Here is a 13,973-nt window from a genome sequence, read left to right on the forward strand (position 1 = left end):
GCGCACAGGGTGCGCTCCTGCAGGGGCAGCGAGAAGGCTGAATCCCGGCGCAAGCGCCAGCGTGGGGAGAACGAAGTGCTCACGTTCCCGGTGACATACTCCGCCCGCCTTTCAGGGAGAGAGTTCCACCATGCGCCACACCCTACTCGTCATCGCCGCGCTCGCCGCTCTTGCTGCCACTGCCAGCCATGCGCAGACCGGCCTGGGCCCCATTGCCAACCAGGTGCAGAACGCCGCGAAGAACTTCGACATCGCCGACAAGAACAAGGACGGCCTGTTGACGAAGGAAGAGGCCGAAAAAGGTCCGGTACCGTTCATTCGCGCCCATTTCGACGCCATCGACAAGAACCACCGCGGCGTGGTGTCCAAGCAGGACGTGGCTGACTACATCGGGTCGCTGCAGCGTCCGCAGGGCGCACCGGCGCCGGCACCGGCAGCATCCACCCACTAACCCGCTTTCCTCCCTGGTGGGAGCGCACCCTGTGCGCGACAGGCCATACCTTCGGGAGTGCCCGTCGCGCACGGGGTGCGCTCCCACCGGGCTGCCCGGCGCCGGGGTGACCATCCGCACCCGCGGCCAGCCGGCCGCCAGTGGCATACTCGGCGCTTCCGTAGATGGAGTGACCCCGATGCGCCCGTTCCACCTCCTTGCCTTTGGCGCGCTTGCGCTGCCGCTGAGCGCCTTCGCCGCCGATCCGCACTCCTACGCCCAGCCTGACCAGGTCCGCGTGACCCACCTGGACCTGGACCTGAAGGTGGACTTTCCGCACAAGCAGCTCAATGGCCAGGCCACGCTGAAGCTGGACTGGACGAACCCCAAGGCGCAGTCGCTGGTGCTCGATACGCGTGACCTGAAGATCGCCAGCGTCGAGGGCATCGATGCCGCCGGCAAGGCCAGCGCGCTGAAGTACGCGCTGGCGCCAAGCGACAAGGAACTGGGCAGCAAGCTCACCATCGCCACGCCGCAGCATCCCTCGCAGGTGCGCATTGTCTATACCACTGCGCCCACCGCATCGGGCCTGCAGTGGCTGCCCCCCGAGCAGACCGCGGACAAGAAGCTGCCCTTCATGTTCTCGCAGTCCGAATCCATCCACGCGCGCTCCTGGGTGCCGCTGCAGGATTCGCCGGCCATCCGCTTCACCTATGACGCCCACGTCACCGCACCGAAGAACGTGCGCGTGGTGATGAGCGCGCTGAACGATGCCAACCATCCGCTGGATGGCGACTTCAAGTTCAGCCAGCCGCACCCGATTCCCTCGTACCTGCTGGCCATTGCGGCAGGCGACATCGCCGCGAAGGAAACCGGCCCGCGCTCGGCCGTGTATGCCGAGCCGAGCATCGTCGGCAAGGCCGCCAAGGAATTCGAGGACACGGAGAAGCTGATCAAGACCGCCGAGTCGCTGTATGGCCCGTACGCCTGGGGCCGCTACGACTTGCTGGTGCTGCCGCCCTCGTTCCCGTTCGGCGGCATGGAAAACCCCAACATGACCTTCGCCACGCCGACCCTGCTGGTGGGCGACAAGAGCCTGGTCTCGGTGATTTCGCATGAACTGGCCCACTCGTGGTCCGGCAACCTGGTGACCAGCGCCGCGTGGCGCGACATCTGGCTCAACGAAGGTTTCACCACCTACGTGCAGGGCCGCATCACCGAAGCGGTGTACGGCAAGACGCTGGCTGACGAGGAGGCGCTGATTTCCGCACGCGGCCTGGAAAAGTCCATCAAGGACAAGGCCATTGCCGAGAACGCGCAGCGCCTCGCGCCCAAGCCGGGCATCGGCGCGGACGATTCCATCTCCGAAGTGCCGTACGACAAGGGCAGCTGGTTCCTGCGCACGCTGGAGCAGCGCTTCGGCCGTGAAACGTTCGATGCGTACCTGAAGGGCTATTTCGCACACTTCGCCTTCCAGAGCATCGACACCGAACAGATGCTTGCGTACCTGAAGGCCAATCTGTTCGACAAGAACCCGGGCAAGATGAGCTGGGACGAAGTGCAGCAATGGGTGTACGAACCGGGCGTGCCCAAGGATGCGCCGCTGCCCGATTCCCCGCGCTTCAACGCCATCGACAAGGAGCGAGCCTCGTTCCTCGCCGGCTCGCTCGCAGCCGACAAGCTCGATGCGAAGAGCTGGAACACGCAGGAATGGATGTACTTCCTCGACGGCCTGCCGGACGTGACGCCGCTGGAGAAGATCAAGCAGATCGATGCTGCGTGGCATCTCACCGGCACGCCAAACGCCGAGATCGGCATGCGCTGGTACAAGCACGCCATCGCCGCGGGCGACAAGGATGTGTGGCCGGCCGCCGCCGAACACATGACGCGCATCGGCCGCCTGTACCTGACCATGCCGCTGTACAAGGTTTTCGTGAAGACGCCCGAAGGCCTGGCCTTTGCCGAGCAGGTGTATGCCAAGGCCAAGGGCGGTTACCACCCGTTGACGCAGGAAGCGGTGGAATCGGTCATCGCCAAGGCGAAGAAGGGCACCACCAAGTAAGCCTTGCGCGCGCCTCCTTGCAAAAGGGGGCGCGCGTCGCCATCGATAGCTGCGTTTCCTACTGACGGTTTCCCCATGGCTAACAAGAAAACGACGCCCGCCACGTCCGCCCCGACGCGCCCGCTGTGGCAGCGGCTCGCGCTGCGGCGGCTCAAATTCCTCGGCTACGTTGCCCTCGTGATTGCCGTGCTGCTGGGCGGCTCTTACCTGTTTGCCCCGCAATGGCTGATGAGCGCCGAAGTGAAGCGCGAAGCCATGGCCGCGCACGTGGACAAGCACTCGGTGCAGGTGGGTGACACCAAGTGGGTGTACTTCGAAGGTGGCGAAGGCCCCACCCTGCTGATGCTCCACGGCTTTGCCGCCAGCAAGGAGGTGTGGCTCAAGCAGATGGAACAGCTGACGCCCCACTTCCACGTGATAGCGCCGGACCTGCCGGGCTGGGGCGACTCCAGCCGCGTCGACGGTGCGAGCTACAACATCGATGCACAGGCCTCGCGCCTGCAGGCCTTCATTGAAGCGCTGCACCTGCCGAAGGTCGTGCTGATCGGCCATTCGATGGGCGGCGCCATTGCCGGCGTGTACGCAGCGGAGCACCCCGAGCATGTGGCCGAACTCGCCCTGCTCGACTCCTTCGGCCTCAAGAGCAACGAAAACGACTTCTCGCGCCTCGCCATGGCAGGCACCAACCCGTTCGTATTCGACAACCGCGAGCAGTTTGCCAAGGCCACGGCATGGGCTTTCGCCAAGCCGCTGGATATTCCCGGCCGCTTCCAGGACGTGCTGATCCAGCGCAACCAGGAAAACCGCGCGTTCATCGATCACACCTTCAACGAACTGCGCGACCCGTCGCAGTACCTCGCCCTGCAGAACCGCCTGGACAAACTGCAGATGCCGGTGCTCGGCCTGTGGTGCCATGACGACAAGATCATCGACATCTCCGCACTGGACAGCCTGCGCAACGGCCTGAAGAACGCCGCCGCCATCAGCGCCAGCACGCTCACCGGCTGCAACCACATGCCGATCCTGGAGAAGCCGGAAGAGACGGCACGCATCATCACGATGTTTGCGTTGTCGCATTGAGGTCGCGTCAGAGCTGGTGATGATTCGCGGGTCGTCGGTGTACAGGCACCGGCGGCTCACGGCATCGCTGCCTTGACGACCCGGAACCCACCGACCTAGCCTCCCACGAACGGCAGTGCTTCACCCAACCGGGCAGCGAGGCCCGCGACATTCGGTGAGTTCGATGAAGACATGCAGGGTTTGCCTGGGCGCGCACTGACAGCAGGCCATCGACCCGTCGCACCGACGGTTATAAGAAACGTCTTGTTTCCTCGATACCGAGCGGCATCCGAACCACGGTGAAATCCTGTTCTTGTAGTGTCCGTCGCCTAGCGATTGGCATGCCAAGGATTTCACCTCATGACCCCTGCGGAACCGCGGACGGATGCACCGTCCATCCCGACCGGCGACGAACGCGCGGGAGCACAAGACCCGCATTCCTCCGACGCTCACTTCCATCGCGGCCTGGTGCTTTCGCAGCAGGCGCGGCATGAAGAGGCCCTGGCCGCTTTTCAACAGGCGGCCGCGCTTGCCCCGGATTGGGCCGATGCACAGAACAGCGTTGGTGCTGAACTGGCGGTGCTTGGAAGATCCCGCGATGCCGAGCTTGCTTTCCGCACGGCGCTGACCATCCAGCCGACGCTCGCCGCATCGTGGTGCAATCTGGGTCAGTTGCTTGCGGAGGCAGGGCGGTGCAACGAGGCCGTGGATGCACTTCGGCAGGCGATCGCGCACGGCGCCGTGTCGGCCCATGTCTACCACCTTCTTGGCAGCGTTCTCATCACCCTCGGTGAACATGCAGAGGCGGAGCAGCAATTACGCCGGACACTCGAGCTCGATGCGCATCACGCCCTGGCCGCCCTCAAGCTGGCGGATTTGCTGCGCATGTCCAATCGGGTAGACGAAGCAGAGAGCTATGCAAGCGCTGTCGTGGAACGCCATCCACACTGGGCGATCGCCCACTTCGCGCTCGGCAATGTAGCCATGTCCAAGGGCATCGGCAATCCGGGCCTGGCGGTGGGCCATGTGCAGCACGCCGTCCAGCTCGACCCGGACAACCTCTCCTGCCGCGTCAATCTGGCCTATCTGCAGATCTTCGCAAGCGAGGATGGCCACGCCGTATTGAACGAATGCCGTGCGCTGACGGCCCACTTTGAAGAACCTTTTCTACGCACCACCATCGCGTACCCGAACGATCCCACTCCATCACGGCGGCTCCGCATTGGTTATGTGTCGCCGGATTTCCGCGAGCACTGCCAGAGCCTGTTCATGACGCCGCTGCTGAAACACCACGATCATGCCGAGGTGGAAGTGTTTGGCTACGCCAGTGTCAAGAACCCGGATGCAGTCACCCAGCAGCTCGCGGCCCTTGTCGATGTCTGGCGTGACGTGTCATCACTGGACGACGACCGGCTTGCGCTGCAGATCCTGGATGACCAGATCGACATCCTGGTCGACCTGACCATGCACATGTCCAACGGGCGCCCGCTGCTGTTCGCGCGCCGTCCCGCGCCGGTGCAGGTGGCCTGGCTGGCGTATCCCGGGACCACGGGCAGCAAAGCCATCGGATACCGGCTCACCGACCCCTGGCTGGACCCGCCCGACGACGCGGGTGCCGATGGCCGCTATAGCGAACGTTCCATTCGATTGCCCGACACGTTCTGGTGTTACGACCCGCTGACGACGGAATCCGAACCCGGCCCGCTGCCGGCGACACAGAATGGCTACGTCACGTTTGGTTGCCTGAACAATCCACACAAGCTGACCGACCGTACGTTTGCGCTGTGGGCGCAGGTGCTGCACAACGTTCCACGGTCACGCCTTCTGCTGTTGCTGCCCGATGGCAGCGCCCGCGACATCGTGCAGAAGAAATTCGAGCAGCTCGGTATCGATGGCTCACGCCTTACTCTGGTGCGCTTCCAGAAGCGCGAGGACTATCTGCGCACCTACCAGAGCATCGACATCGCACTGGATGTCTTTCCCTACAACGGCCACACCACCAGCCTCGACGCACTCTGGATGGGCGTGCCGGTGGCGACGATCATCGGCACGATGCCGGCCAGCCGTGCCGGCTACTCGTTGCTTTCCAACATCGGCTTGTCGGAACTGGCCGCCGCCACCGATGCCGGATTTGTTACCTGCGCAACGCGACTGGCATCGAATCTTCCAGCGTTGGCCGAGCTGCGCGCCGGACTGCGTGCACGCATGGAAGCCTCACCACTGATGGATGGCGTGCGCTTCGCGCGTGGCATGGAGGCGGCTTATCGCCAGATGTGGACGGAGTGGTGCGGCACGCAGCATCACTGAGGATCCGCGACGGAGGCTTTCAACCGGGAAGACCTACCCGCGAGAAGACCCACTTCCGGTGCAAGCCAGTTCCGTTCTTCGACGGGTGTTGATATGTCCATTCTGTTTCTAGTCACTTCGGCCATCCATACGAAGCATGGCATCCACACCGCTGACGAACGTCTGGCGCAGACAATTCGAACGCTTGAAAGCATTCGCACCCACGCGCCCGGCGCAAGGATGGTGCTGCTCGAGTGCAGCGGCGAACGCTCCATCAGCGATGATGAGACTGAAATCCTTCAGGCCCATGCCAACGATATCTTCAACTTCCACCCCGACCCCAGGGTCCGCGACATCTATGCGGCTTCCGGGGACAACTGGGATATCGTCAAGAACGCCACTGAGCTGGTTGTTTTCTGCAGCGCGCTCCAGCTGCTGTTGAATGATCACGCGCCGTTGCTTGACGGCATCGGGCGCGTATTCAAGATGAGCGGCCGTTACGTTCTAAATGAAAACTTCAGTTTGGCTGCGCACCTGGGTCCGTCGGTCGACGACGCTTATGTCTTAGGTCATCGCTGGCCAAGTCACTTCACCACCCAGAGCACCGGCGGACTTTCCGAGCAGGTCATGAGCCGTTGCTGGTCATGGCCGGCGAGCAAGACGCGCCTGGTCTATTTTCGCTACAACCTCATGGTCGAGGACTTCATGGGCTGCCATCAGCAGGGACAGTACCGCGATATTGAGCACTTGCTTCTGAAGTATTTCGATGGCCCTTACCTGCGAGAAATCCCGATCGTGGGCGTTGAAGGAGCAACCGGTCCGGACGGCCTGTTTATCCGGGAGTGATCCTTTACCCGCGACGTCGGGAAATCGACGGCCAGGGCATGTCGATACCAGCGGGCAGTGCCTGTCAGTCCGCTACGTCGGCAATCAACCGATCCAGTTCCGTCTTCAGCCACGCGCCATTGAGGCGCAGCCAGTCGCGCTGCTCTTTCCATTCGGGAAACAGCGCTTCCACCTGCGCCCAGAAGCGCGGCGCATGGCTGCGTACCTTGAGGTGGCAGAGTTCGTGCGCCAGCACGTATTTCAGTGCGTTGGGCGGCGCGAGCGCCAGGGCGAGATCAAGGTTGATGCGATCACGCGTATCCAGGCTGCCCCACAGGCTTTTCATGGGGCGCACGCGCAACGCGGTGGGTGCCAGGCCAAGCTGCGGCACGTAGGTCGCGAGCCAGCGCGACACGTCGCGACGCATCTGTGTTTCGAGATACGAGGCGAGCAGTCCGCGCGCCACGGGCAGCGCGCGCGTATGCGGGCGTGGAATCACCAGGGTGAGCGTGCCGTCGCCGGCTTCCACTTTCGGATACGCACCGTCGGCCCAGTCCAGCATGACGGTTTCGCCGCGCAGCGGGAATTCCGTCGGCGTGCCCACGTGCAGCGGCGGCAGGGGTTTGACGATGAGGTGCAGCTCGTCGAGCTTGCGTTCGAGCCAGTCGGCGTGATGCCGGAGGAACGCACTCACCTGCGCGGGATGCGTGCCGTGTGGATACGACACGCGCGCGCCCTTGGGCGTTACGGTGAGGCGCAAGCGGCGCGCGCGCGGATGCGCCGCCTTGAGCACACGGATGGTGCTGCCACTTGCGGTGGCCAGTTCGAGCCAATCGCCTTCAAGATGCTGCGTCATGTTCCCCGCCCTAGTACTTCTTGGCGTCCAGGCCCATTAGTTTCCCAAAGGAAATGTGGGGGGAGCATGCAGGGTTCGCAAGACGGCCCGGTGACCGCCCCGACCATACGGCCGGGACGGGTCCCTAGGGCTCAGGCCTCGGCCGGGCGCGGCAGGCCGAACCACTCTTCCAGCTTGCCCAGCAGGCGCTCCAGCTCCAGCGTGAGCAGGGCGAAGGTGGCATCCGCCTCGGCGGCGGCATCGGGGTGGCTGTCGCCCAACTCGTCCACCACCACGTCCAGGAACTTCAGCTTGCGGACGATCAGGTCCTCGCCCAGCACGAAGCTCATGCGCTCATCGAAGGTGAGACCCAGCTGGAACACCTGCTTGCCGTTGCGCAGGTGCTCTTTCACTTCTTCGCCGTCCAGATCCTGGCGGCGGCACTTGGCGATGGCGCCGGTGGCCGAAGCCGGGTCGCGCAGCTCCACTTCGTCACCGAAGGCCAGACCGGCCGGCAGGTTGCCGTTGGCGAGCCAGTCGGTCATCAGCACGCGCGGGCCTTCTTCCGGCGCGAGCGGGACGGCCGGGAAGCTGCCCAGCGCCTCGCGCATCTGGGTGAGCGTGTTCTCAGCGGACTTGCGACTGGAGGTATCCAGCACCAGCCAGCCGTTTTTCTTGTCCACGTAGGCGCGCTGGCGGGAGCTGCGGATGAAGGCGCGCGGCACCAGCTCGTTGAGCACGTCTTCCTTGAGGCGCTTGCGCTCGCGGCCACCGACCTTGCGGCCTTCTTCTTCGGCGATCTTCTGCACTCGGCGGTGAAGTTCGTCGTTTACCACGGCGCCCGGGAGCAGCTTGTCCTCGCTGCCCACGGTGACCATGGTGCAGGCGTTCACGACGTGGGTGAGCGCGGCTTCCTCGCCCTTGCCCACCGGCGGCACGAAGCCCTTGGTGCCCATTTCCATGGGACCGCAGGGGCGCAGGCGGTATTCGCCCAGGACATCGTCCAGGCGCTTGAGGTCGTCGGCAACGGCGGGGGAAAAGCGGAACAGCGTGAGATTGCGGAAGAACATTCGGTATCCGTGCTTGTTTCTTTGCCGTCATCCCCGCGAAGGCGGGGATCCAGCGTCCTTAAGGGGCACCCAAAGTCACTGGGTCCCCGCCTTCGCGGGGACGACGGTGAGGGAGGTTGGAGCTTAGCGGCTGACGGCAGCCACCGCGTTCACCACCGTGTCGAGGTTGTTGCAGTTGAGCGCGGCAACGCAGATACGGCCGGTGCCGATGGCGTAGATGGCGTATTCCTCGCGCAGTCGGTCGACCTGGGCCTTGCTGAGGCCCGAGTACGAGAACATGCCCGCCTGCTGCTGGATGAAGCCGAACTGCGGGGCACCCGCGGCGGCCAGCTTCTCCACCATGCCGGCGCGCATGGCGTGGATGCGCTCGCGCATCTCGCCCAGCTCCTGCTCCCACATGGCCTTCAGCTCCTTGCTGTTGAGCACGCCGGAGACCAGCGCGCCGCCGTGCGTGGCCGGGCTGGAGTAGTTGGAGCGGATGGTGCGCTTGACCAGCGACTGCACGCGCAGCGCTTCGTCACGGTCCTTGCCCACCACGGAGAGCGCACCCACGCGCTCGCCATACAGCGAGAACGACTTGGAGTACGAGTTGGCGACCACGAACGCGTCGATGCCGGAAGCCGCGAACAGGCGCACCGCGGTGGCGTCGGCGTCGATGCCTTCGTCAAAGCCCTGGTAGGCCATGTCGATGAACGGCATCAGGCCGCGGTCCTTCACCAGGTCCACCACCTGCTGCCACTGTTCGGCGGTGAGATCCACGCCGGTCGGGTTATGGCAGCACGCGTGCAGCAGCACGATGGTGCCCGGCTCCAGCTTGCCCAGGTCGGCCAGCATGCCGGTGAAATCCAGGCCGTGCGTGGCAGCGTCGTAATAGGCGTAGTCCACCACCTCGAAACCGGCGGCATTGAACACCACGCGGTGGTTTTCCCAGCTCGGGTTGCTGATGGCGACCTTGGCGGTGGGCAACACCTTCTTCAGCAGGTCAGCGCCAATGCGCAGCGCACCGCTGCCACCGATGGTCTGCGAGGTGGCCACGCGGCCGGCGGCCAGCAGCGGGGAATCGTCGCCGAACACCAGTTTCTGGGTGGCGGTGTTGTATGCCGGCATGCCGTCGATGGGCAGGTAACCGCGCGGCTTGGCTTCCAGCGCCAGCGCTTTCTCCACCTCGCTCACGGCGCGCAGCAGCGGAATGCGGCCCTGCTCGTCGTAATAAATGCCCACGCCCAGGTTGACCTTGTGGGAGCGGTTGTCGGCCAGATAGGCCTCGGTGAGTCCCAGGATCGGATCGCCCGGGGTCATTTCAACGGATGCAAAAAGGGACACGGCGTTACTCGACTGGTTTTTGTTGGAGTGACGACTCGTCCGGCGTACCGGCAAGCCACTGATGCGCATCGGCGCGGTCGACACCTTCGCGTGCGCCCAGCGACGCGAAGTCGAACAGATTGCGATCGGCGAGCTGGGAGGGTGACACGCTGCCCAGCGCACGGAAAATATTCTCGGCGCGGCCGGGCTGGGTCGTTTCCCAGTCCTCCATCATGCGCCTTACTGCCTTGCGTTGCAGGTTTTCCTGCGAACCGCAGAGATTACAGGGAATGATCGGGAACTCGCGCGCCTCGGCATAGGCGGCGATATCGCTTTCCCTGCAGTAGGCCAGCGGGCGGATCACCACATGGCGGCCATCGTCCGAGCGCAGCTTGGGCGGCATGGCCTTGAGCTGCGCCTGGTAGAACAGGTTCAGGAAGAAGGTGCCCAGGATGTCGTCGCGATGGTGGCCCAGCGCGATCCTGGTGACGCCGTTGGCCGCCGCCCATTGGTATAGCGCGCCGCGCCGCAGGCGCGAGCACAGGCTGCACATGGTCTTTCCTTCCGGAATGACGCGGGTGACCGTGCTGTAGGTGTCCTGCTCGATGATATGGAACGGCACGCCGCGGGCGGTCAGGTACTCCGGGAGCACGTGCGCCGGGAAACCCGGCTGCTTCTGGTCCAGGTTCACCGCGACCAGCTCGAAATGCACCGGCGCCTTCGCCTGCAGGGAAAGCAACAGGTCCAGCAGGGTGTAGGAGTCCTTGCCGCCAGACAGGCACACCATGACCTTGTCGCCCTCTTCGATCATGTTGAAGTCGGCAATGGCCTGGCCCACCTGGTGACGCAAGCGCTTGACCAGCCTGGCGGCCTCGTGTTGCTGCTTGCGGGGGGCGTCAGGCTGGGCGGACATGGTCGATCAGGACGGGGGGGCTCCCTATTGTAGCCGCCTGACCCGGGATGCTCTGCCCCATTCGGCAACGGAGCCACCGCATCGGTTTGCCGGCAGAGGGTGGCTGCGACAGCGACGGCAGGCCGGCGGCCCGTGGCGATGGCGCGACGCTGAGCCGCGGGCAAACAGACCGGCCGTCCGGGTGATGGCCGGAAGGCCCCCGGGGGCCCCGCGGAGTTACACTGTCGAGGTTTCCCCAGCCAAACCGCCGTCATGCAGGTCCAGGACCAAGCCGATATCGCCCATCTGCTGGCCGAGTTGCGCGTTGAACATCGCGACCTCGACGTGGCCATCGAGCATCTCGCCGCGTCGTTCAGCCGCGACGAGCTGCAGCTGACCCGTATGAAGAAGCGCAAGCTGCTGCTGAAGGACCACATTGCGCGGCTGGAAAGCAAGCTGATTCCCGATCTGGACGCCTGAACGTTTCCTCCCCGGAGCACCGATGCCCGCGCTGACGCCTGTCCTGCTGGAAGACGCCCACGTTGCCCTCGAACCCATGACGCCCGACCACGCCCCGGCCCTCGAGGCCGCCGCGGCCGATGGCGAGCTGTGGAAGCTGTGGTTTACCAGCGCGCCCGCACCGGGAGACGCCGCGGGCTATATCGCCAAGGCGCTGGAAGGCCAGAACGCCGGGCTGATGTTGCCATTTGTCGTGCGTGAAAAAAGCAGCGGCGACATCGTCGGCACGACGCGCTTCTACGACTTCGTGAACGATCCGCGTCGCGTGGCCATCGGCTACACCTGGTACGCCAGGCGCTGGCAGAAAAGCCACCTCAACACCGCCTGCAAGCGCCTGTTGCTGCAGCATGCTTTCGAACAACTGGGCTGCGTCGCCGTGGAGTTTCACACCGACCACCGCAACCTGGATTCGCAGCGCGCCATCGAACGCCTCGGTGCCGTCCGCGAAGGCGTGCTGCGCAACCACAAGCGCCGCCCCGACGGCACGCTGCGCCACACCGTGTGCTTCAGCGTGATCGACAACGAGTGGCCGGATGTCGCGCGCTGGCTGGCGATGCGGCTGGCGCGCCTGGCGGGCTGATCAACGCGCCACCCGAGGCTTTGAAGCTGGTGGAAGCGCACCCCTGTGCGCGACGGCGGCGCCACGATATCTCCGCTCCGTCGGTCTGTCGCCCGCAAGCGGGCTCCTACAGAAAGGCCATGCACCCTTCAACGCGCGAAGCCCTTTTTTTGTAGGAGCGCACTTGTGCGCGATCGCAGCGCACCGGCAACGCCGCTCCGCAGGATGGTCGCCCACAGGGTGGGCTCCTACAAAGAAACCGCACTCGTTCAGCGCGCTGCATCCGTTTTTTGTAGGAGCGCACTTGTGCGCGATCGCACCGCCGTGATGTTTCCGCTCGGCCAGGATGTCGCCCGCAAGCGGGCTCCTACAGAAAGGCCATGCACCCTTCAACGCACGACGCCCTTTTTTGTAGGAGCGCACCCTGTGCGCGATCGCGGCGTACCGGCAACGCCGCTCCGCAGGATGGTCGCCCACAGGGTGGGCTCCTACAAAGAAACCGCACGCCTTCAGCGCGCTGCATCCGTCTTTTGTAGGAGCGCACTTGTGCGCGACCACACCGCCGCTGTGTTTCCGCTCGGTCGGGGTGTCCCCACGCAAGCGGGCTCCTACAGGAAGATCTGTCGTCTGTTTTCGGTCAGAGCAAACGCCCGATCAACCGATCCAGCCGCACGCGCGTCAATCGCTTCAGCAACTTGCGCACTTCCGGCGGATAACTGCGGGCACCCGGCAAATCACGGTAGTGCGCCACCCGCGTGGCGTGGCTGCGCAGCGCAAGCCATTCCGCTTCGTGCTGCGCCATGAGCTGGCGCGACTGGTCACGCAGCAGCAGGCCGTTCTCCAGATCGAGCGCCCAGGCGCGGGGATTGAGGTTGTTGCCGGTGAGCACGGCAATCTCCTCATCCACGAACAGGCCCTTGAGGTGATAGGTGTTGTCGCCGTCGCGCCACAGCCACAGATTGAGCTGCCCGCTGTCGATGGCACGCTGGTGCGAGCGGGCGAAGCGGCGCAGGTTGGCCTCGTACAGATAGGGCAGCAGGCCGATGCGGCTGAATGGCTGCTCGGGCGGGATGTAGAAATCGTTGGCGGTCTTGTCACCCACCATGATGTCCAGCTGGCAACCCCGGCGCAGCAGCTGGCCGATCACGGCACGCACCGGGCGCGGCAGGTTGAAGTACGGCGTGAGCAGGATCACCCGGCGCTGCGCGCCACGCAGCAGGTCCAGCAAAGTTTCATTGAGCGCGTTGTCGTCGCGCCCCAGACCCGCGAGCGGAATGACGGTGACGTCGCCATGGCGCGGCACTTCGGTCGTGCCGGTGTACTGCGCCTGTTGCAGTGACTGGCGCAGGCGGCGGATGGGTTCCTGCAGCTCGCGGGAGCGCGGTTGCGGCAGGCGATCCAGTCGCGGCACGGCCTCGGCATCGCCGAACTGCCGGTGCACGAAGTCCACCATGCTGTCCGCCAGCGCCGGGTGGCGGATGAGATGGTAGCGATCGAGGCGGTAGCGGCCGTGCTTCGCCAGATAGACGTCGTTGAGGCTGGCGCCGCTGTAGAGCACCGTGTCGTCGATCACGAAGCCTTTCAGATGCAGCACGCCGAAGAGTTCGCGCGTCTGCACCGGCACGCCGCGGATCACTACGCCATCGCCGAAGCGTTCGGCGTACTGGCGATACATGGCGGCATTGCCTTCGCTGCTGCCCTTGCCGATCAGGCCGCGACGCGCGCGATGCCAGTCGACGTAGACCTCCACGGAAAGGTCGGGCCGCGCGGCGCGGGCGGCGTGCAAAGCTTCGAGCACCTCGCGACCGGCGTCGTCGTCCTGCAGGTAGAGGGCCACCAGCACGATGCGCCGTTGCGCCTGGGCGATCAGCGACAGCAGCGTTTCACGGAACGCGGAAGGACCGTCGAGGGTGGTGATCGCCTCCGCCGGCACGGCGAAACTCACGCGCGCGGACAGGTCGGGCCCACGCCGCCGGCGCAGGGCGAGCAGTCGGCGGGCAAGGCTGCGTGGCGAGGGTAGCGGTCGATTCATGGGGCGCCATGGTATCAACCTCGCGCCGGGGTGTAGGAGCGTGCTTGCACGCGACCGCGACGTCGCCGTCACGATTTCGTAAGGCAGCTGCGCACAAGTGCG

12 protein-coding genes are annotated in these 13,973 nt (G+C 64.8%); 7 read left to right on the forward strand and 5 right to left on the reverse strand.

Annotated features, from left to right (window positions below; genetic code table 11):
- The first annotated feature begins 130 nt into the window (after positions 1-130).
- From H8F01_RS08950 to H8F01_RS08970, 5 genes are all read left to right on the forward strand, one after another.
- On the forward strand, positions 131-451 hold the full coding sequence (locus H8F01_RS08950; RefSeq protein ID WP_187058684.1) for an EF-hand domain-containing protein: 321 nt from the start codon (positions 131-133) through the stop codon (positions 449-451).
- 178 nt (positions 452-629) lie between these two features.
- Entirely contained in the window at positions 630-2,492 is a 1,863-nt protein-coding gene (locus H8F01_RS08955) for a M1 family metallopeptidase (protein ID WP_187058685.1), read from the forward strand.
- Between the two features lie 75 nt (positions 2,493-2,567).
- Positions 2,568-3,572: an alpha/beta fold hydrolase gene (locus H8F01_RS08960; protein WP_187058686.1), complete on the forward strand. Its 1,005-nt coding sequence runs from the start codon at positions 2,568-2,570 to the stop codon at positions 3,570-3,572.
- Between the two features lie 339 nt (positions 3,573-3,911).
- Positions 3,912-5,858: an O-linked N-acetylglucosamine transferase family protein gene (locus H8F01_RS08965; RefSeq protein ID WP_187058687.1), complete on the forward strand. Its 1,947-nt coding sequence runs from the start codon at positions 3,912-3,914 to the stop codon at positions 5,856-5,858.
- Positions 5,859-5,951: 93 nt separating this feature from the next.
- A complete protein-coding gene (locus H8F01_RS08970; RefSeq protein ID WP_187058688.1) occupies positions 5,952-6,683 on the forward strand; it encodes a hypothetical protein in 732 nt (243 codons plus the stop codon).
- Between the two features lie 64 nt (positions 6,684-6,747).
- Here the strand turns inward: H8F01_RS08970 and H8F01_RS08975 are convergent, their stop codons facing one another.
- The 4 genes from H8F01_RS08975 to ttcA form a co-directional block, all read right to left on the reverse strand.
- Complete coding sequence (locus H8F01_RS08975; protein WP_187058689.1) at positions 6,748-7,518, reverse strand: M48 family metallopeptidase; 771 nt, start codon at positions 7,516-7,518, stop codon at positions 6,748-6,750.
- Positions 7,519-7,649: 131 nt separating this feature from the next.
- Positions 7,650-8,567 (reverse strand): recombination-associated protein RdgC, encoded by a 918-nt coding sequence (locus H8F01_RS08980; protein WP_187058690.1) that lies wholly within the window; start codon positions 8,565-8,567, stop codon positions 7,650-7,652.
- A 123-nt stretch (positions 8,568-8,690) separates the two neighbouring features.
- Positions 8,691-9,890 carry an amino acid aminotransferase gene (locus tag H8F01_RS08985; protein ID WP_187058691.1) on the reverse strand — a complete coding sequence of 400 codons (1,200 nt, stop codon included), beginning with the start codon at positions 9,888-9,890 and terminating at the stop codon, positions 8,691-8,693.
- 4 nt (positions 9,891-9,894) lie between these two features.
- Positions 9,895-10,782 carry a tRNA 2-thiocytidine(32) synthetase TtcA gene (gene ttcA / locus H8F01_RS08990; RefSeq protein WP_187058692.1) on the reverse strand — a complete coding sequence of 296 codons (888 nt, stop codon included), beginning with the start codon at positions 10,780-10,782 and terminating at the stop codon, positions 9,895-9,897.
- A gap of 252 nt (positions 10,783-11,034) precedes the next feature.
- Between ttcA and H8F01_RS08995 the strand changes: the two genes are divergently transcribed.
- Together H8F01_RS08995 and H8F01_RS09000 are read left to right on the forward strand one after the other, a co-directional pair.
- On the forward strand, positions 11,035-11,241 hold the full coding sequence (locus H8F01_RS08995; protein WP_187058693.1) for a YdcH family protein: 207 nt from the start codon (positions 11,035-11,037) through the stop codon (positions 11,239-11,241).
- A 22-nt stretch (positions 11,242-11,263) separates the two neighbouring features.
- Positions 11,264-11,860: a GNAT family N-acetyltransferase gene (locus H8F01_RS09000; RefSeq protein ID WP_187058694.1), complete on the forward strand. Its 597-nt coding sequence runs from the start codon at positions 11,264-11,266 to the stop codon at positions 11,858-11,860.
- Between the two features lie 616 nt (positions 11,861-12,476).
- Here the strand turns inward: H8F01_RS09000 and pssA are convergent.
- Positions 12,477-13,871, reverse strand: a complete 1,395-nt coding sequence (pssA, locus tag H8F01_RS09005; protein WP_222615740.1) for a CDP-diacylglycerol--serine O-phosphatidyltransferase — start codon at positions 13,869-13,871, stop codon at positions 12,477-12,479.
- Between the last annotated feature and the right edge of the window lie 102 nt (positions 13,872-13,973).

Origin of the sequence: Dyella telluris (assembly GCF_014297575.1) — a bacterium.
In the GTDB taxonomy this organism is placed as follows: Bacteria; Pseudomonadota; Gammaproteobacteria; order Xanthomonadales; family Rhodanobacteraceae; genus Dyella; species Dyella telluris.